Annotated in this window: 15 protein-coding genes and 1 tRNA gene; 10 read left to right on the top strand and 6 right to left on the bottom strand. The window is 64.3% G+C overall.

All coding sequences use genetic code 11. The annotated features are described in order from the left end of the window. Nucleotides 1-15: 15 nt before the first annotated feature. The 6 genes from BW11_RS05925 to BW11_RS05900 all read left to right on the top strand — a co-directional run bounded on the left by BW11_RS05925 (nt 16) and on the right by BW11_RS05900 (nt 5749). Entirely contained in the window at nt 16-978 is a 963-nt protein-coding gene (locus BW11_RS05925; protein ID WP_043166218.1) for a thioredoxin domain-containing protein, read from the top strand. A 128-nt stretch (nt 979-1106) separates the two neighbouring features. Continuing rightward, nucleotides 1107-1180 (top strand) — tRNA-Thr (locus tag BW11_RS05920). A 290-nt stretch (nt 1181-1470) separates the two neighbouring features. Further along, entirely contained in the window at nt 1471-3069 is a 1599-nt protein-coding gene (locus BW11_RS05915; RefSeq protein ID WP_140445357.1) for a G5 domain-containing protein, read from the top strand. Between the two features lie 42 nt (nt 3070-3111). Beyond that, nucleotides 3112-4107: a 16S rRNA (adenine(1518)-N(6)/adenine(1519)-N(6))-dimethyltransferase RsmA gene (gene rsmA / locus BW11_RS05910; protein ID WP_140445356.1), complete on the top strand. Its 996-nt coding sequence runs from the start codon at nt 3112-3114 to the stop codon at nt 4105-4107. A gap of 20 nt (nt 4108-4127) precedes the next feature. Continuing rightward, the gene (locus tag BW11_RS05905; protein WP_140445367.1) at nt 4128-5081 is read left to right on the top strand and encodes a 4-(cytidine 5'-diphospho)-2-C-methyl-D-erythritol kinase; all 954 of its coding nucleotides are present in this window, start codon (nt 4128-4130) and stop codon (nt 5079-5081) included. 35 nt (nt 5082-5116) lie between these two features. Then, entirely contained in the window at nt 5117-5749 is a 633-nt protein-coding gene (locus BW11_RS05900) for a LytR C-terminal domain-containing protein (RefSeq protein ID WP_140445355.1), read from the top strand. Here BW11_RS05900 and BW11_RS05895 read toward each other — a convergent pair whose 3' ends face one another. Further along, nucleotides 5750-7165 (bottom strand): CCA tRNA nucleotidyltransferase, encoded by a 1416-nt coding sequence (locus tag BW11_RS05895; RefSeq protein ID WP_140445354.1) that lies wholly within the window; start codon nt 7163-7165, stop codon nt 5750-5752. 90 nt (nt 7166-7255) lie between these two features. Here BW11_RS05895 and BW11_RS11560 point away from each other — a divergent pair, with 90 nt between their 5' ends. From BW11_RS11560 to BW11_RS05870, 4 genes are all read left to right on the top strand, one after another. Continuing rightward, nucleotides 7256-8236 carry an NUDIX hydrolase gene (locus BW11_RS11560; RefSeq protein WP_181162558.1) on the top strand — a complete coding sequence of 327 codons (981 nt, stop codon included), beginning with the start codon at nt 7256-7258 and terminating at the stop codon, nt 8234-8236. After that, nucleotides 8233-10512, top strand: coding sequence for a DUF6049 family protein (locus BW11_RS05880; protein WP_181162557.1), 2280 nt, complete (start codon nt 8233-8235; stop codon nt 10510-10512). The genes BW11_RS11560 and BW11_RS05880 overlap by 4 nt, the downstream gene beginning before the upstream one ends. Then, nucleotides 10509-12212, top strand: a complete 1704-nt coding sequence (gene murJ / locus BW11_RS05875) for a murein biosynthesis integral membrane protein MurJ (RefSeq protein WP_140445353.1) — start codon at nt 10509-10511, stop codon at nt 12210-12212. Before BW11_RS05880 ends, murJ begins: the two co-directional genes overlap by 4 nt. A gap of 169 nt (nt 12213-12381) precedes the next feature. Beyond that, on the top strand, nt 12382-14571 hold the full coding sequence (locus BW11_RS05870; protein ID WP_219846742.1) for a hypothetical protein: 2190 nt from the start codon (nt 12382-12384) through the stop codon (nt 14569-14571). Here BW11_RS05870 and BW11_RS05865 read toward each other — a convergent pair whose 3' ends face one another. From BW11_RS05865 to BW11_RS05845, 5 genes are all read right to left on the bottom strand, one after another. Then, complete coding sequence (locus BW11_RS05865) at nt 14572-15645, bottom strand: NAD(P)/FAD-dependent oxidoreductase (RefSeq protein ID WP_140445351.1); 1074 nt, start codon at nt 15643-15645, stop codon at nt 14572-14574. Nucleotides 15646-16196: 551 nt separating this feature from the next. Further along, nucleotides 16197-17615 (bottom strand): ParB/RepB/Spo0J family partition protein, encoded by a 1419-nt coding sequence (locus tag BW11_RS05860; protein WP_140445350.1) that lies wholly within the window; start codon nt 17613-17615, stop codon nt 16197-16199. Between the two features lies 1 nt (nt 17616). After that, nucleotides 17617-18561: a ParA family protein gene (locus tag BW11_RS05855; protein WP_052119194.1), complete on the bottom strand. Its 945-nt coding sequence runs from the start codon at nt 18559-18561 to the stop codon at nt 17617-17619. Between the two features lie 262 nt (nt 18562-18823). Then, nucleotides 18824-19492 carry a 16S rRNA (guanine(527)-N(7))-methyltransferase RsmG gene (gene rsmG / locus BW11_RS05850; RefSeq protein ID WP_140445349.1) on the bottom strand — a complete coding sequence of 223 codons (669 nt, stop codon included), beginning with the start codon at nt 19490-19492 and terminating at the stop codon, nt 18824-18826. Between the two features lie 35 nt (nt 19493-19527). Next, nucleotides 19528-20073 carry a R3H domain-containing nucleic acid-binding protein gene (locus tag BW11_RS05845; protein WP_140445348.1) on the bottom strand — a complete coding sequence of 182 codons (546 nt, stop codon included), beginning with the start codon at nt 20071-20073 and terminating at the stop codon, nt 19528-19530. Nucleotides 20074-20078: the final 5 nt, after the last annotated feature.

Below are 20078 nucleotides of genomic sequence, written 5' to 3'. Positions count from 1 at the left end.
AAGGATCACATACCCATGGCGAACGCCGATAAGACAGACAAGCGCAAGACCCGCGCCGCACGCCGCGCGGCCGAGGAGGCGGCCGCCAGGGCCCGCGCCGAGCAGGCGGCGAAGGAGCGCAAGCAGCAGACCATCATCGGCGCGATCGTCGTCGTGGTCGTCATCGCGCTGATCGCCATCGCGGGAATCGCGCTCTACCGTTCGCACGCCGCCAGCACCGCCCAGGCCAACATGACGGTCGACGAGGCGTACGCGAAGCTGCAGGACGTCAAGGACAAGCCGAGCACCGCGGACGAGAAGGGCGGCGTGCTCGTCTCCAAGGACGGCGTGGGCGAGAAGATCGCCGACGCGCCGACCGTCGCCGTCTACATGGACTTCATGTGCTCCGGCTGCGGCAACTTCGAACGAACCGCGGGCGAGACCCTCACCAAGCTGGTTGAGGCCGGCCAGATCAACCTCGAGCTGCATCCGATGTCGTTCGGCGACCAGTGGAGCAGCGACGAGTATTCGACGCGCGCCGCGAACATGCTGCTGGCGCTCACCGAGCAGGACAAGGATGCCAGCCACATCCTCGGCTTCATCCAGAACATGTACGCCGAGGACTTCCAGCCGGCCGAGAACTCCGGCAAGAAGACCTCCGACGACCAGATGAAGGAGCAGGCGGTCAAGGCCGGCGTCTCGCAGAAGGTGGCCGACGCGTCCGTCACGGGCAAGTACACCGATTGGCTCGACGCGATCAACACCTATCTGCCCAAGCGCACCGATCTGCTGAACGTGTCCGGCCAGCTCAAGGGGCAGATGACCACGCCGACAGTCACGATCAACGGCAACTTCTGGGATATGAACCAGCTGACCACCGCCGACCTGACGGTGGACGCGGGTCTGGTCCAGGCGCTGGGCCTCGAGGACAGCCAGGTCGGCCAGGCCGGACAGCTGCCGTCGATCGGCGCGGACGGCAAGCCCGTCTCCCTCGTCTGATCACTGACCTGCTCACTGATCGCCCTGATCACCGGCAAGTGATTCCATCCGGTCTGCTATGCTGGTAGCTCGCGCATGCGCGGGGGTGCGGCACCATCACCACGGTGCACGCATGACACGCATGCCACGCCTCTTTAGCTCAGATGGCCAGAGCGGCCGCCTTGTAAGCGGCAGGTCGTCGGTTCGATCCCGACAAGAGGCTCGTCGCGCTCCGAAAAGGTGTACACTGTATGTGCGCACAGGGGGTGCACATTCAATACTTAACACGGGTAAGTCGCCTGGGAGCCTTCCCCCCGATTACGGTTCCTAGGTAGGACTGGAGCGTCCCCCAACCTGCTTCAGTCCGGTTTCAGGGGGCGGGAACTTCCCCTTCTCTCCCGCCCCCTTTTTCTTTTTCTTCGCACATGGTGCGCTACGATGGGCTCCGAGTGCGCCCGTCGTCGCGAAGTGGTGTTGCGGACGATCATCGGGCGGGAAATGAGGTTTGCAGTTATGGCACGGCGATGGACCCCGCAACGGTTTGTGATGTTGCGCCGTATCCGTGTGGCCGTGTGCGTAACGGCCGTCGTGGCGTCAATGGCGGTCACGTTCGGCCTGTCCACGCGCAAGGCCGTCGCATTGAACGTCAATGGCAAGACGACCACCGTGGAGACGTACGCGATGAGCGTGGATCGTCTCCTGCAGGAGCAGGGCATCGACGTGAAGAGCCATGATCTAGTCGAATCGTCGTCGGGCGAGCGACTCGCCGATCATGCGGTCGTCACCGTGCGCAGCGCCTTCCAGACGACCGTCAACGTCGACGGCGAGGAGATCCCGTTCTGGACGGTCGCCGACAGCGCCGACCAGCTCATCGGCTTCTTCAGGGCGAACGAGAAGCAGGCCTCGAAGATCACCGTCAACATCGGCAACGTGTACAACCAGCTGACCGGCGGGCTCGTCATCAACAGCGAGGGTCCGGTCACGGTCATCGCCGACGGCAAGACGTCCGTCGCACCGAACGGCAAGCTGCCTGCCGCGTCGATCCTTGATTCGAAGGGCATCAACGTCGGCAAGGAGGATCGCGTCACCGTCACGAAGGACGGCGGCACGACGATCCTGCGCGTCCAGCGCGTCACGCACGGTCAGGAGACGCGCGTCAAGACCGTGCCGTTCACGACTCGGACGGTCGTCGACGACTCGCTGCAGCCCGGTCAGACCGTGGTCCGTCAGCAGGGCGTCAACGGTTCGATCACGCAGATCTACGACGTCACGTACGTCGACGGCGTCAAGGAGAGCGAGACGCTCAACAGTGAGACGACGACGCAGGTGGCGCTCGACCAGATCATCGCGGTGGGTCCGGCGAAACAGGACACCACCGACAATTCGACGAATTCGGGCGATTCGTCGGATTCCGGAACGACGTCCGGGAAGGGCGATTCCGGATCGGGTTCGACGGGCTCGTCGAACGACTCGTCGAACGACGGCGGTACGTCCGATAAGGGCGATGCCAAGCCGAACACCGGTTCCGGCAGCAACTCCAACAACTCGGGGTCCACGAGCAAACCGGACACGAACAACGGCAACTCGAACAACAACACGTCGAAGCCGAACACCGATACGAGCAAGCCGAACGACTCCGGCTCGACGAACAAGCCCGGCGCGGACGACTCGTCCAGCAACTCGGGCAACTCCAACAATTCCGGCTCGACCAGCAAGCCGAACACGAACACCGGTGGCTCGAACAACTCCGGCAACTCCGGCAGCAACTCGAATAACTCCGGTGGCAGCTCGGCGAGCGGACGCCTGTGGCATCCGAGCATCTCGCAGGCCAAGACCTACGCCGCGGCCGCGGCCGCACAGCGCGGCTGGACCGGCGCCGAGTGGGACGCCCTCGTGTGGATCTGGGAGCATGAATCGGGCTGGCGGTGGAACGCCGACAACCCGTCCTCCGACGCCTACGGCATCCCGCAGGCCCTGCCCGGATCGAAGATGGGCACCGGCTGGCAGGACGACGGTGCAGTGCAGATCGACTGGGGTCTGAGCTACATCTCGGGCCGCTACGGCTCCCCCACCAAGGCCAAGGAATTCTGGCTGAAGAACAACTGGTACTAAAGCGCGCACTCAACACGCACACAACGCAACACGGACGGTGACATGAACGACACAGCACAGGAGAACACGGGCGAGCCGAAGACGGTTCCGGTCGAGCCGGTCGCAACGCCGGAAGCGGCAGCCGGAACCGGCCATCTGCTCGGCGCGGCCGACATCCGCCGCATCGCCGCCGACGCCGGCGTGAGCCCGACCAAGAAGTTCGGCCAGAACTTCGTCATCGACCCGGGCACCGTGCGCCGTATCGTGCGCGAGGCGCACGTCGACGCCGATACGCACGTGCTGGAGGTCGGCCCGGGTCTGGGTTCGCTCACGCTGGCGATCCTCGAAACGGGGGCGACGATGACCGCCGTCGAGATCGACCCGCCGCTGGCCGAGCGCCTGCCCGACACGATCGCCGAATTCATGCCCGAGGCGTCCGGCAGACTCACCGTCGTCAACCGCGACGCCCTAACCGTCGGCCCCGAGGTTCTGCCGCAGTTCGCGGACGCGTCCAAGCCGTTCACGCTGGTCGCGAACCTGCCGTACAACGTGGCGACGCCGATCATCCTCACGCTGCTGGAACGCTTCGGCAACCTCGACTCCTTCCTCGTGATGGTGCAGAAGGAGGTCGCCGACCGTCTGTCCGCGGAGCCGGGCAACAAGATCTACGGCACTCCGAGCGTCAAGCTCGCCTGGTACGGCGAGGCCGGACGAGCCGGCGTCATCGGGCGCAACGTGTTCTGGCCCGCGCCGAACGTCGACTCGGCGCTCGTCTCGTTCCGCCGTGGACCCGAACGCGGCTCAGAGCAGTTGCGTGAGGCCACGTTCCGTCTCATCGACGCGGCGTTCGGCCAGCGTCGCAAGACGCTGCACGCGGCGTTGAAGAAGACCGTTCCGGCCGGCGCGTTCGAGGCCGCCGGCATCGACCCGACCCGCCGTGGCGAAACGCTGACGATCGACGAGTTCGTCGCCCTCGCGAACGCGGTGATCGCCCTGGAATCCTCAGCCGACGCCGGGACCCAGACCCAGACCCAGACCCAGACCGAGGCGCAGGCATGAGCGCCGCGACCACCCTGTCCATGGGCTCACCCGTGACCGCACCCGCACCAGACCATCGTCCCGATACGCCGGCGATGGTGAGCGTCGACTGCCCGGCCAAGACGAATCTCACGCTCGAGGTCGGCGCCTCCCACGCCGAATGGGGCGGACGTCACGAACTCGACACGATCTACTGCGCGATCAGCCTGACCGACACCGTCAGCGCGGCCATCAAACCGGCAGGAACCGGCTTCTCGCTCGATCTTTCCGGCAAGCATCTGGGCGATCTGGCGTCATCGTCCGCGGACATGCGTCGCAATCACGCGGTGATGGCCCTGTTCGCGATGGCCGAGGCGGCCGGACGCGAACCGGACATCGCCCTGACGATCGACAAGCGCATTCCGGTGGGTGCGGGGCTCGCCGGCGGCTCGGCCGACGCCGCGGCCACGATCCTTGCACTCGACGAGCTGTGGGGTCTCCACTGGCCGATCGAACGGCTGCGCGAGGTCGCGGCGACGCTCGGCGCGGATATGCCGTTCTGCGTGGCCGGCGGCTACGCGCGCGGCACTGGGTACGGCGAGGTCATCGAGTCGATCGACGAAGGCTCCGAGACCGAACGCGCGCTGCGTGCCGACGGCTACGCGGGCGCGTTGCTCGTCGGCGCATACCGCACGCAGCTGAGCACGCCCGACGTGTATCGCCTGTTCGATGCGATCGGCGCCGGATCGGGCGATCGCAACCATCTGCAGAAGGCCGCGATCAAACTGCATCCGCGCAGCGGTCAGGCGGTCGACGCGGCCCTCGAGGCCGGCGCAAGGCACGCCTTCGTCTCCGGTTCGGGGCCGTCCGTGGTGGCGTTCACGCCTACTCCCGCGGTGCGTCGTCAGGTGCTCGCGGCCTGGGAGCGTTCGGGCGCGGTGGACCGGATCATCGCGGCGGAGGCCCCCGCCAGGCCCCATATCCACCCCCATATCAGCGTCACGGTTGCACGCTAAGGTAACTTCTCAGCACAGCGAACGAAAGGGAAGCAATGGCCGAACAGTATGATGAGCGCGAGGCACGCAAGGCATATGTACGCCGGCGCCAGAGGACGGTGTTCTCCATCGTCGGCGCTGTCCTCGTGGTGGCGCTGATCGCCTCGTTCCTGCTCTATTTCGGCGTGATCAGGATCGACAAGGAGTCCCAGGACTCCGTCAAGCCGAACTACGGCGTGGCCGTGCCATGCGCGGCGAAGAACGAGGACGGTTCGGCGATGAAGTGGTCCGACAACTCCACCGTGCCCGTCGAGGTGCTCAACGGCACCGAGTTCAGAGGTCTCGCCGGTGCGGTGAGCGAGGCGCTCAAGAACCGTCAGTTCAATGTGGTGAACGTCGACAACTACAAGTCCAAGAAGGTGGAGCGCACGACGATCTACTTCGGCGTGAACGCCATCAACCCCGCCTACACGCTCAACCAGTACTTCACCGACGCCGTCATGAAGATGGACGATCGTCAGGACCGTACCGTCGACGTGGTCGTCGGCGCCTCCTTCAACGACCTGCGCAGCGAGACGGACGTCAAGAAGCAGGGCAGCACGATCGTCGACTTCGAAGGCTGCAAGACCACCGAGGAGATGCAGAAGGCCGGTCTGCCCAAGACCTTCGCACACAAGGAAGTCAACTGATCAGCCGATTTCGGCGTACCAACGCCTGAGCTCGGCCACGGCCACATCATGCTCGACCGGACCGTTATCGAGGCGATAGTCGAGCATGTGCTTGTAGGCGCGGCCGACCATCGGACCGGGTTCGAGACCCAGAATCGACATGATCTCGTTGCCGTCGAGATCCGGGCGGATCGCGTCGAAGTCCTCCTTCTCCTTGAGCTCGCGGACGCGCGCCTCCATCTCATCCATCGCCGTGGCGAAGATATGCGCCTTGCGGCGGTTCTGTGTCGTCGCGTCGGCGCGCGTCAGGCGGTTGAGCCGCTCGTAGAGATGTCCGGCGTCCTTGACGTATCGACGCACCGCGGAGTCGGTCCACGGCTCGTCCACGTACCCGTGGAAGCGCAGATGCAGATTCACCAGCTCGCTGACGTCCTCGACGATGTGATGGTCGAAGCGCAGTGCCTTGAGGCGCTTGCGCGTCAGCTTCGCCCCGACCGCGTCGTGATGGTGGAAGCTCACCTTGCCACCGGATTCGAACTTGCGGGTCTTCGGCTTGCCGATGTCGTGCATGAGCGCCGCCAGTCGCAGCGTCAGATCCGGCCTCGGCACCGGACCGTCGTCGTCCGTCTCCAGCGCGACCGCACGATCGAGCACGATCATCGTGTGCTCGAACACGTCCTTGTGGCGGTGATGCTCGTCGATCTGCAGTTCCAGCGCGGGGATCTCCGGGAACACGATCGCGGCCAGACCGGAGTCGACCAGCGCCTCGATGCCGGCGCGCGGACGGTCGGAGAGGATCAGCTTGGTCAGTTCGTCGCGCACGCGTTCGGCGGAGACGATGGAGATGCGATCGGTCATCGCGCTGATCGCCTCGGCGGTCTCCGGTTCGATCGAGAAGCCGAGCTGGGCGACGAATCGCACCGCGCGCATCATGCGCAGCGGATCGTCGTCAAACGACTGACGCGGGTCGACCGGCGTACGCAGCACACCTTTGGCGAGGTCGTTCGCACCGCCGAACGGGTCGACGAACTCCAGATCGGGCACGCGCAGGGCCATCGCGTTGACGGTGAAGTCACGACGTGACAGGTCGCCTTCGAGACTGTCGCCGTAGGCCACCTCCGGCTTGCGCGAATCGGGGTCGTACGTGTCGGAACGGTAGGTGGTGACCTCCACCTGCACCTCGGTGCCGTCCGGACGGCGGCGCATCGCACCGAGCGTGCCGAACTTGCGGCCCATATCCCAGAAGCCATCATGTCCGAAGCGGCGCAGGATCGGCTCGAACTGCTCGGGCCTCGCGGACGTGCAGAAATCGAGATCGTGACTGTGCCGGTGCAGCAGCAGATCACGCACCGGCCCACCGACCAACGCCAGTTCGTATCCCTCTGCGGCGAACATGCGGCCAAGTTCAATGGCCTCCGGCCATACTTCGAAATTCACGACATCCCTTTCGCACGTTTTCTGGCTTTCTTATCGCCTACCAGCATACCGTTACTCCAATTGCACACGGACTTGAGTAAGGTGGAAGGCATGATTACGCCCGCGGACCTTGCGCGCATGCTTCGTCATGCCGCCCCTGCCGCGGTCAACCATGCCCAAAACGGGTATGAGCAGGACGTGCTGATGTACACGTCCGAATCCTCTCCGAAGCGGCGGGAATCCAATGATTCCAAGGGTTCCATCAAGGACGTGGACGATCCCGACGACGCTGCGGACGCCGCTGCGGCGGCTGCGATGCCCCGTGTCGTCGACGACGTAGCAAGCATGGCCGATGACGCCGCCGTCATGGCCGAGACCGGCATGACCGACGTGACCGACGTGACGCTGACCATCACCGCCACGCAGACCTTCTCCCGCAACGAGATCGAGGCCGCGGCCCCGTCGTCGATGCCGACGCCGGCGACGGTGTTCGCGCGTCTGCGCGTCTCGGAGGCGGTCTCGCCGGCAACGCTCGCGCATCATCGCAAACCGACGAAGCCGGCGAAGCCGTCCGGCCCGACCCCGGCGATGATGCCGCGTCGCCGCAACTCCGACGGCCCGACGAAGTTCGCCTCGCTCGACGCGCAGGAGCTGCCGGTCGTGCGCGAGTATTCGGCCGGCGGACTGGTGTTCGACGAGCGCGGGCGCGTGGCGATCATCGCCCGCCATTCGCGCAGCGGACATCTCGAATGGTGCCTGCCGAAGGGGCATATCGAAAAGGGCGAATCGCCCCAGCAGACGGCCGTGCGCGAGGTGCACGAGGAAACCGGCATCCTGGGCGAGGTGGTCGATTCGATCGCGACGATCGACTACTGGTTCACCGGAACAACGCAGCGCGTGCACAAGCTGGTGCATCATTTCGCATTGCGGCAGATCGGCGGCACGTTGACGGTCGAAGGGGACCCGGACCATGAGGCCGAGGACGCCATCTGGGTTGATTTCAAGGATCTGGACGACGTGCTCAGTTATCCTAATGAGCGCAAGATCGCATGGTTGTATGCGAGGAAACTGAACAGGCAGGCAGACGAGTGAATCACGATACCCTCTACGCCCTTCGCACCCTCCACGCGCGTTGGGGGCGTGTTCTGGGCGGACTGCTGCTCGTCGTCGCGGTTCTGGCCGGCATGATCGGCGTGGCCGGCGTGGCCGGACCGACGACCGTCGCACAGGCCGCGGGCACCACGGCGGACGACACGGCAGACACGGACGGAACCTCCGGATCCACGACATCCGCGGCGCAGCAGCGGCACACGATCGCACTGGTATCCGCCACCGCGGTCGTCACGGCGACGTCCGGCTACCATCTGACCGCCACGATCACGAACACCGGCGACGGCACGTGGGCGGCCGGATCGCTGACATTGTCCGTCAATCCGATGTACACGTTCGTTTCGCGCACCGACATGCAGGAATGGGCGCAGGCGGAAAACCGCATCCCCACGCCGTCCCTGCTCGGCTCGGTCGACGTGCCGGCGATCGATGCCGGAAAGTCCGTCACGATGACGGTCGACGTGCCGGCCGACGCCGACGCGTTGAAGCGCATCACCAACTGGGGTCCGAAGCCACTGCTCGTCGACTACACGCCCGGCGACGGATCGACGGCGGACGGCGCGCAGCTGCGCACGTTCCTTACGCGTTCGTCGAGTGGCCTGGGCACCGCGACTCCCGCGATGAAGCTCACCGTCACCATGCCGCTGACCAGCTCGCATTGGACGACCAACGACGAGAAGCTGAACGGACTGGTCACGGGCGACACCACCGTCGGTGCCAACAGCAACGGCGGCAACGACACCTCCGCCACCAGCAACGCGAACGGCACCTCCTCCGACGCCGTCACGCTTGAGCAGGATCACACCCGATTCGACCGCATGCTCGCCCAAGTGCTGACCAAGCACAGCGGGCTCGAAACCGTCGCCGACCCCACGTATCTCGACGCGCTGGCCACGCCGCCGCAGGTGAGCGCGGTCATGCAGCCGGCCGACTTCGACATCACCACCTACGCCGCACGCGCCGACGATCAGGCCTATGCCGCGGCGGGCGTGAGCACGAAGGCGTGGAACGCCAGCGCGGCGATCGCGCATTACCGCGCCGCCGTCAACGACCCACAGGCGTCGACCGACACCATCGCCTGGCAGGGCAAGGCCAAATGGACGCTGCAGGCCCTGACCGCGGCCAGACAGCAGGGGTATGGCACGGTCATCGCCACGCATGACTTCGAATCGGCGGACGCCAGCACCGTGCACACCGGCACCACCATCGTGCCGACGGAGGCCGGCGATGTGACCGTACTCGTCGAACAGCGCGAACTGAGCAACCTCGTCAAGGGCACGGCCACCAGTCGCAGGGCAACGGCCGAGACCAGCGAGGCCGGTCGCATCGCGCGCTTCGTCGCACAGAGCGCGTTCTATCAGATGGAACAGCCGTACAACGACCGCAATCTGCTGGTCTGCTTCGACGAAGGCGAGACCCCCGCCACCGTGGACGCGTTCATGACCGCGATCGAACAGTCGACCTGGCTGCAGCTGACCGATCTGGACACGCTCGCCAAGGCGACGCCGCATGCGAGCGGCGAGAGCGCGAAGGAGGAGACGCCCAAGGAGGCGAAGCTCTCCGACTCGGCCATCACCGATCTCAACAACACGCTCACCGCGCTGTCCGACAGCCACGGTGACATCCTTCGCTTCCGCGACGCGATCCTCGACAGCGATGCCAACGCCAGCCCGCGTAACGCCTCCCAGACCCAGCCCGACGGAGGTCCCTCGCAGTGGATCAGCACGCTGCTCGCCGCGCACAACGAGCTCGCGCTGCACGCCCTGTCGACGGACGGCGGCAGCTCCGAGGTGGCCGACGCCTCCCGAACCGTGTCCGCGGGCGCACGAAGGCTCGCCGACGATCTGCTCGGCGGCGTGCATCTGACGCCGTCCGAAGCCGTCACGATGGTGTCGGAAACCGCGTCGATGCCGGTCACGATCAGCAACACCACCGCCTATCCGGTGACGATCCGACTGTCGTCGATCACCGATTCGCCGGAGATCGTCACCTCGCGCACGACGACGGTGACGATCGCGCCGAAGTCCGAATCGCAGGTCACGTTCACGCTGCGCGCGGCCACATCCGGCTCGACGATCGCGCATGTGACGCTGCTTGACCGCACCGATCAGGCGTTCGGCCTCTCGCAGGACACCCCGATCAACTGCGTGCTCAAGATCAGCGACAAAACCGGTTTCGTCATCATCGGCCTCGCCGTGCTGCTCGGCGTGCTTGGCCTGTGGCGCCAATTCAACCGCAAGAAGGACCCCGACGAATGAGTTCCAACGTCGGCCGCAACTCCCTGATCATGGCATCGGGGACCATGGCCTCCCGTCTTACCGGACAGATCCGCACGATTCTGCTCGCCGCATGCCTCGGCACCACCGGCATCGCCGCGAACGCCTACCAGACCGGCGCGATGATCCCGCAGGTGCTGTTCACCGTGATCTCCGGCGGCATCTTCAACGCGGTGCTCGTGCCGCAGATCGTGCGCACGTTCAAGGAGCATGACGCACAGGATCGTCTCAACAAGCTCATCACGCTCGCCATCGTGATCCTCACGGCGATGACGCTGCTGATGATGGCAGCCACCCCGCTGCTGACGATGCTGTACCTCAACTCCAGTTGGAACGAGGCACAGCGCGCGCTCGTCAACGCGTTCACGCTGTGGTGCATGCCGCAGATCTTCTTCTATGGCCTGTACACGGTGATCGGCCAGATCCTTGCCGCGAAGGACAAGTTCGCCACCTACGCGTGGAGCTCGGTAGGCGCGAACGTCATCAGCTGCGCCGGCTTCACCGCGTTCCTCGTGCTGTTCGGACCGGCCAGCCGCCAGCCGCTGGAGTTCTGGAGCGAGGACAAAATCTTCCTGACCGCCGGCACGTGGACGCTGGGCGTCGCGTTCCAGGCGCTGATCCTGTTCGTGCCGCTGATGCGCACCGGCATCCGCTATCGCCCGCAATGGGGCGTCTCCGGCATCGGACTGAAGGCGATGGGACCGGTGGCCGCGTGGAGCATGGGCGTGATGGGTCTGCAGGAGCTGACGAACATCATCAACGCGCGCATCTCCAACGGTGCGCCGTTCGCCGGCAACGACCTGTACGGCATCGCGGGCAACGGCTCGTACCAGAACGCGTTCACACTCTACATCCTGCCGTATTCGCTGATCGCCGTGTCGGTGGCGACCGCGATCTTCCCGAAGATCTCGCGCGCGGTGGCCGATCACAACATCGACGAGGCGCGAACCGATCTGAGCGGCGCGCTGCGCAACGTCGGCGTGATGATGATGTACTTCGCGATGGCGATCATCGTGATGCCGGTGCCGATCACGATCGCCCTGCTGCCGAGCGTCAGCGTGCCCGAGGCTCAGCTGATCGCCGGGCCGATGATCGCCCTGTCGTTCGGCCTGCCGCTCACCAGCGCGTACCTGCTCATCCAGCGCACGTTCTACTCGTTCGAGGACGGCAAGCATCCATTCCTGTTCCAGCTGCTGGCCAGCGTGATCCAGATCGTCATCGAGGTGGGCATCGCGATGTTCGCTCCGGCGCGCTATTGGACGGCCGGCATCGGATTGGCGATCACGCTGAGCTACGTACTGAGCTTCCCGCTGCTGGTGTTCATGCTGCGTCGGCGGTTCGACGGCTATCTGGACGGCCGCCGCATCACCGCGACGTTCCTCAAGGCGCTGGTCGCGGCCGTGCTGGCGGGCGCCGCCGTGTGGCTCCTCACCGATCCGCTGATGAGCTTGCTGGGAGCCGACCTGTCACGCGGGCGGCTGAGCTGGCTGCAGGCGGTCGTCTTCTGCGTGATCGGCACGCTGATCACCGCCGTCATCTACGCGGTGATGCTCGTCGTGCTGCGCTGCGACGAATTCACCGGTCTGCTGGGCGCTCTGAACCGTCGTCTGGGCGGCCGTCTCGGCGATCACCTCCCAGGATTCCTGCGCACCCCGCGCCCGCCCCGTCACATGCGCCCCTGACAGTCGTTGCTTCCTCCGCCCGAAAACCGGCACGAAATCACTCCACAATCAGCCTGTGGAACGAGGGCGATATGCCTAGCCCCATGGTTAGAATGACAACAGCGCGGCAGGCCCTCAGGGTCGGCCGCAACACCTTTCCACAATCGGGCAGTATGGAGTCAAACGAACAATGAAGCCTCAGTTGGGTGACACGCTTTTCAACCGATACACGCTGGTCGCCCTGCTGCGCGACGAGCCCGGCGTTCAGGCCTGGAGGGCGAACGACCGCGTGCTGGCGCAGGACTGCCAACTGTTCATTCTCACCGCTCCGGAGACGCTCGATGACATCTCATCCCTCGCTTCGACGGCCGGTCTCAAGGACGGCCTGACGCCGGTGCTCCAGTTCCGCAGGGCGGGCGATGTGGCCGTGCTCGTCACCAAGCTGGAGAAGGGCCTGTCGCTGACCGAGTATCTGCGCGGCAAGGCTCGCGGCACGCTCAGCTATGAGGCGATCCGATCCGTGATCGGCGACGCCGCGACCATCGTCTCCGGCCTTGAGGTGCCGCGTCTGTCGACCGATACGATCCGCGTGTCCGTCGACGGTCTGGAGATCGCCGACGTCCCGCTGACGGCGCTGCTGTCCGAACCGACCGGCGCCCCCGATGGCATGCCCACCGAGCAGCTGGCGATCCGTCAGCTCGCCGCCGTGATGTACGGCATGCTCAAGCGCAGGCCGGTCACACTCGACACCGAATACGATCTGTCCTCGCTGGATTCGGACATGCCCACCGAATTCCACGTGATCCTGTCCCGCGGTCTGGAACTGCCCAACGCGAACACCGGCAAGCGCGGCGAGCCGATGCTCACGCTCGGCGAGCTAACCGCGCTGCTCGGCGAATGGACGCCACTGGCGCAACTCTCCGACCGCGATATCGCCCTGCCGTCCGATGCCGGTGAAGGCTCGATCTCGACGGTGGCCGTACGCGACCTGTCCAAGGCGAAACTGGCCGAGCTGCCCGCCGAGGACGTCAGCAACGAGCGTCTGCCGGAGCTGAAGATCCATCGCGCGCCAAGCGAGCAGGAGGCCGCTCGTCACGCCGATGCGATCGTCGCCGCGCAGAACGCGGAGAGCTTCGCCGACATGGAGGAATCGTTCAAGGAGTACTCCCCGCATGATTTCTTCGCGATGGGTCGCAATGTGTCGCCGGAGGAGCGCGCCCGCATCGCCGCACGTTCGTATGTCACGCCGGCTTCCGACGGCGGTGCCGGGGTCACTGGGGCGAATGCCGCCGGGACCGCCGGGAATCGTGCCGGTCAGGCGAATGCCGCCGGTCATGACGTGCAGCATCGCACCGAGGATCTGGTCAACGATTTCTCGTTCCAGGTCTACCCCGCCCCCGTCTCGCTGCCGGATGATCTGAACACCGGCGAGGAGACGTCGCGCATTCCGATCATCAACGAGTCGAACATGCCGACCGTCGCCATCGACATGCGCGATCCGGAGAACATGTCCATCGAAGGCTTCGAGGACTTCGTCAACCCGCATGAGGCGGATGGCGCGCGCATCGACCATGCGTCGGACGGTGATCGCCGCGGACACGGCGGACGTAACGGCGCCGCGACTGCCGCGCCGAACGGACATTCCGGCAATGGCGGCATTAGCGGCAATGCTTCCGTCTCACAGCATGCCGGTACCGCAGCTGGTCATGGCTCTGCGCAGGCGGGTGCCGCACATGATCTCACTGATCATGCTCAGGGCGCTCAAGGTGCTCAGGGCGCTCAGGGTGCGGCGGACGGCGCCCATGGCGGTGTGGCTGCCCCGCATGCAGGTCCGCACACCGCGCATGATGCCTCGCATCATGGTCACGGTGCTACGGATGCCGCTGGTGTCGCCGGTGGCTCGATGCCGCCAGCCATCCCGGTCAGCCCGGCGCTGCCTCCGCGTCCGGTTGACAGCGATTTCGATATGAACCATCCGCCGAGCTTCAAGCCGAAGTCGATGCTTGATCGCGATCCGGCCGATGATGCGCACGAGGATCTGTCCGATCATCGTCTGCTGGGCAACATGACCACCGCCACTGTGCTGCTGGTCGTGGCCGCACTCGTGTTGATCGCACTGCTGGTTGGTGCCGTATACCTGTTCAATCGCAGCAGCTCGAACCCGCAGGATCCGAAGGTGCAGCAGAACGAGTGGCCGTCCGAGGATAACCTCAACGACGTCCCCTTCGGAGACAGCAGCAACGATCAGAGCGGACAGTCCGGCCAGAGCAGTTCAAACTCCGGCCAGAGCAGCCAGTCCGGTCAGTCCGGCACCGCCGCCAACGGAGCCGACGCCTCCGACATCGTCACCATCAACGTCACCAGCGCCTACTTCCGCTGATCACGCCAGATACGCCTGCGCATCAAGCGCGGCACGGCATCCCATGCCCGCCGCGCTGATCGCCTGACGATACACGCGATCGACGCAGTCACCCGCGGCGAACACGCCCTGACGCGACGTACGCGTGCTGGCTCCGTCAACCAGCACGTACCCGTCCTCATCCTTGTCGACGAGATCGCCGAGGAAGCCGGTGGCGGGCGTGTGTCCGATCGCCACGAACACGGCCTTGGTATCCAGCGTGCCGGTCTCGCCGGTCACGGTGTTGCGGATATCGATGCTCGACACATTGCCGACCGCGGGAGCCGCAAGAGACAGTCCGCCCGCATTGCCCAGCGAGATGCCGTTCGTCGGCTTGCCGAGATTGAGCTGGATCCCCTGCCCTGCCGGCTTGATCGCAGCGGCTGCTGGCGCGGCGGCGGGAGCCTCACCGTGAATCGCGGTGACGACCGTATCGGTGAGCAGCGTGAGTTTCTCGTTGGCACGCGCACGTTCGACCATGATCGCCGAGGCGCGGAATTCGTTGCGACGGTGGATCAGCGTGACCGACGAGCCGAAACGCGTCAGATACAGCGCCTCCTCGAATGCGGAATCGCCGCCGCCGACCACGACGATCGGCTTGTTGCGGAAGAAGAAGCCGTCGCAGGTCGCGCAGTACGAGACGCCGTGACCGGAGTATTCGACCTCGCCGGGCACGCCGAGCTTGCGGTACGTCGAACCCGTGGTGACGATCACCGCGCGGGCGTCGAGCTCATCCCCCGTATCGAGCGTCAGATGATAGGTCGGCTTGACGTCGTCGCCTTCGGCCGGCACTTCGACGATCGATTCGACATCGGCATGCTCAAATTCGGTGCCGAACTTCTCAGCCTGCGCCTTCATCGCATCCATCAGATCCGGACCCATCACACCATCCGGGAAACCGGGGAAGTTCTCCACCTCGGTCGTATTGACGAGCTGACCACCCGGCGTCAGCGCACCGGTCACCATCAGCGGCTTCAAGCCTGCACGAGACAGATAGATCGCCGACGTGTATCCGGCAGGCCCCGAACCAACAATCACCACATTATGCAAAGTCATGCACCCCACCCTAGCAAACCACCGCCCCCGCTCACCCACAGCGCAATACACATTTCGGCGATATTGCTGTTTTCGTGGGTGGCTATTTGTTCTGAGCCATTGAGAGAGTAAGAGAAGAGCGTTTTCCGCGCGCCCACACGGCACACTTTCTATTGAACACACAAGCCTCGCGAGGGACTCAACGCGGCTAAGGCCGATTCCAGCGTTGAGTCCCGCAAATCCGTGGGACTCAACGCGATTCCTCGCGTTTTTCACGCTGAATCCCCCGAGTCAAGCTGACAAGGCGAACAGGAGCCACAACAGACACCAACTTGCCAAAACGAACTCGCTTTGATTTCGGAATAGGCCTTCGACCGATGCTGTGTTTCCCTCGGCTTGTTCAGGAGCCAGTCGGCTAGGCCGACAGCCCGTCCTGTAATTATGGACGGGCTGCGCCCGCAGTATGTTGGCTCGCCTGTCGGCTCACACGTTGCCTACATACAGCTCTGCTGTTTGCTTTTACGGCAACGTCCCGTCAGAGAGGCCGAGGCTGTCACCTGCAGTAAGACAGGTCACACCCACTTGCCGTCTGTAGCGGAGGCTCCGTCGGGGGTTGCGGCGTCGGATTCGGCGGAGGGCATGAGGAGGGAGAGGATGCGGTCCATGTCTTCGGGGGACGAGAAGACGATCTCGATGCGACCGTGCTTCGGGGTGCCCTTGATGGAGACCTTGGTGTCGAAGTGGTTCTCAAGATTCGTCTGGATCGGCGATCCGGCCCAGGGATTGTTCTTGTTGGTCTTCGGCTTCTTCGTGTCCTTGTTCTCGAGGTTCGCCATCGCGACGATCTCCTCGGTGGAACGCACCGACAGTCCCTCGGCGACGATGCGATTCGCGAGCTTGTCCATCGCCTCGGCGTCACCAAGACCAAGCAGCGCACGGGCGTGACCGGCGGTGAGGATGCCGGCGGCGACCTTCTTCTGCACAGTGCTCGGCAGGTTCAGCAGTCGCAACGTGTTGGCGATCTGCGGACGCGACTTCGAGACCGACTTGGACAGCTGCGCCTGCGTCAGACCGAATTCATCGATCATCTGCTGGTAGGCAGCGGCCTCTTCGAGCGGATTGAGGGCGACGCGATGCAGGTTTTCGAGCAGTGCATCGCGGAGCATGTCATCGTCGGCGGTCGTCTTGACGATCGCGGGGATGGTCTCCAGACCTGCCAGTTGGGCGGCACGCCAACGGCGCTCTCCCATGATGAGCTCGTACGTGCTGTCGAGTCGACCATCGAACTGATTGAGCGGCTTGTGATCCGCCTGCTTCCTGCGGGCCTCCTCGATCTGCGCGGCCGGACGTTTCCGTACGACGATCGGCTGGAGAATGCCGACCTCCTTGATGGAGGCGGACAGCTCGTTGAGATCGTCCTCGTCGAACACCGTGCGCGGCTGATGCGCGTTCGGACCGATGTCGGAGAGCTTCAGCTCGGCAAGATATCCGCCTTCGACCGGCTTGAGCTGCGGCTCTTCGGATTCGGCGTCCTTCTTGTCCTTGTTCTCTGTTTCACGTGAAACATCGGCGGCGACGTTCTGCTTTGCAGCATCACTCCCCTGCCGATCGGCAGGGCCTGCCTCGGCAACGGAAGCATCCGCGCTGGCGGTGTCGTTGAAGAACATATCGCTCGGATGGGCGATGTCGCCCAGAGCAGGCATCGCGGCACGCTTCGCCTTGCCACCGGACTTCTTCGCCGAATGCGCCGCCTCCAGCGGAGACTCCTGCGACGAAGGCGCCGGAGTCACGATCGACGGCACGGAGACCCGGGGACGCGAAGGCGCCACTTCAGCCTTCGGCTTCGGCTCGAGCGTCTTTCCTGCCTCCTGCTTCTGCACGACCTCATTGATCACACGCTTGGTTTCACGTGAAACAATCGACGGATCCTCGCCCGGCAGATCAGGGAACAGCGCGCCAAGCCCCTTACCAAGACGCGATTTCGATGCCATATCAGGCCTCCTTCATTCGGGCTTCGATGGCGTCCAGCACGTTCGAGGAACGTCGGGCGATCTCCAGCGCGGCCTCCGAATAGGAGATCGCGCCCATGCCATGCGGATCATAGGCGATGACGCTCTTGCCGAAGCTTGGCGCCTCGGAGATCTTCACGGTGCGCGGGATCGTCGTGTCGAGAACGATGGACGGGTAGTGGCTCTTGACCTCGTTGAAGACCTCACGGCTGAGCAGCGTACGACGATCGAACATCGTCACCAGCATCGTCGATACGGTGAGACTGGGGTTGAAGTGGTTCTGCACGAGGCCGATGGTGTTGATGAGCTGGCCGAGACCTTCGAGCGCGTAGTACTCGGCCTGGATCGGAATGAGCATCTCATGCACGGCGCACATCGCGTTGATGACCAGCAGGCCCAGGCTCGGCGGGCAGTCGACGAACACGTAATCGTAATGCACCTCGGAAGCGGCGAGGTACTCGTCCACGGCATCCTTGAGCAGGGTGTTGCGGTTCGGCAGATCCGCAACCTCAAGCTCCGCACCGGACAGGTCGATGGAGGCAGGCACGACGTCGAGTGTCTCGAAGTCGGGGCACGGCTGCTTGACTTCGGCGAGCTTCAGTCGTCCTTCGATCACGTCGTAGACGGAGGGTTCACCGGAGGTGTGACGCACACCCAACGCGGTGGAGGCGTTGCCCTGAGGATCCATGTCGATGACCAGCACCTGGGCGCCGCTCTTCGCCAGAGCTGCGGCGACGTTCACCGTGGACGTGGTCTTGCCGACCCCGCCCTTCTGATTGGCCACGGCGATCAGTCGCGTCTTTGCCGGCTTGGGGTATGTGATCTTCTGCAGGCGCGCATAGCGACTGGACAGCTGAGCGATTTCCGCTCCGACCGGGGAACTCCCCTCTCCGAAGATGCGCTGCAATGTCTGTTCGGCGGACTCCATCGGATTCCGTTCCTCAGCCATGACTCCTCCTTGACAACATAAAACTCGCTCCAGTCTCCCTATCCGCATGGACATGGAAACCGGCTTTCCACACTTATCCACAAAAATGTGGATAAGTGTGGATAACTTGACCGCTACTCGACGACCGACGACGGATTCATCTTCGTGATCCCAATAATCACAATGCTTTCCGCTTGTCCGTCTTCAAACACGGATTTGTGGATAACTTTTCTGACTCTCTCGAATTGTGGATAAGTGTCCTTCAGCGCTTATCCACCAGCACCACGTGCGTAGGCTCCAGACCGGGACCGACCTGAGCCTCGACCACCCGCGGATTCACACCATGACGCTTCGCGATCTCCTTCGCCGCCTTGTCGATTTCGGCCTGAGCGGAGCGGCCCTTCAACGCCACCAACCGCCCCTGCGGCTTGAGCAGCGGCAGTGTCCATCCGGATAGTTTGGTCATCGGAGCGACTGCACGGCAGGTGACCACGGCGAACGGATGCATGTCGCGGCGCTTGCGCATTGCGGCGATGACCTCCTCGGAACGCGCACGCTCGATCCGCACATTCTCAAGCTTCATCTCGTCGACGCATTCGGCAAGCCAGGCCACGCGACGTTCCATCGGCTCGATCAGCGTGAACTCGTGATCGGGAAGGCATGCGGCGGCGACCAGACCGGGGAACCCACCGCCACTGCCGACATCGGCCACGCTCTTGAATCGCATACCCTCCGTCGCTTCACGCACATACGGCACGATGGCCGCGGAGTTGAGGATGTGCCGTTCCCAGATGATGTCGACATCGCGCGGACCGATCAGACCGCGCGGCTCCCCCTCCTCGGCAAGTTTCACGTGAAACACCTTGAGAGGCTCCAAGGCGTCGCCGAGCACCTCCTCAAGGATCGGCGAACCGTCAAGTTGATCAGCCATCATGCTCCTCTACTCATAGCCAAGTCCTCGCCGCGTCACTCCTCGCCCGTCTCCTCGACATCGTCGTCATCGACATCATCCGCACCTGCGTTGGCGCGCAGATAGACGGTGACGTAACGGCGCGGCTCCTCGCCATGCGAACGGGAACGCAAGCCCTCCTCCCGAACCACATCGTGGATGACCTTGCGTTCGAAGGAGTTCATCGGCTTCAGATCGACCGGCTCGCCGGTCTCCTTCACCTCGTCGATCGCGTCGAGGGCGATGTCGTGCAGACGCTGACGCTTGCGCTTGAGGAATCCGTCGACGTCCACGATCAGACGCGAACGCTCGCCGGTCTTCTGCTGCACGGCAAGACGAGTGAGCTGCTGCAGCGCATCGACCACTTCACCATTGCGCCCGATAAGGTGCTTGATGTCGGTGTCATCGTCAGCGACGATCTGCACCATCGGCCGACCGTTGCGCACGCCCATCTCGATATCGCCTTCATAGTCGGCGATGTCCAGCAGACCTTCAAGGTAATCGGCGGCGATGTCGGCCTCATCGTTGAGCTGGTCAACCGTCTTATCGTCATCCAAGGCCATAGTGT

Origin of the sequence: Bifidobacterium sp. UTCIF-38 (assembly GCF_006454495.1) — a bacterium.
GTDB classification, from domain to species: domain Bacteria; phylum Actinomycetota; class Actinomycetes; order Actinomycetales; family Bifidobacteriaceae; genus Bifidobacterium; species Bifidobacterium callitrichos.
This window is presented reverse-complemented; position numbering and strand designations above follow the sequence as displayed.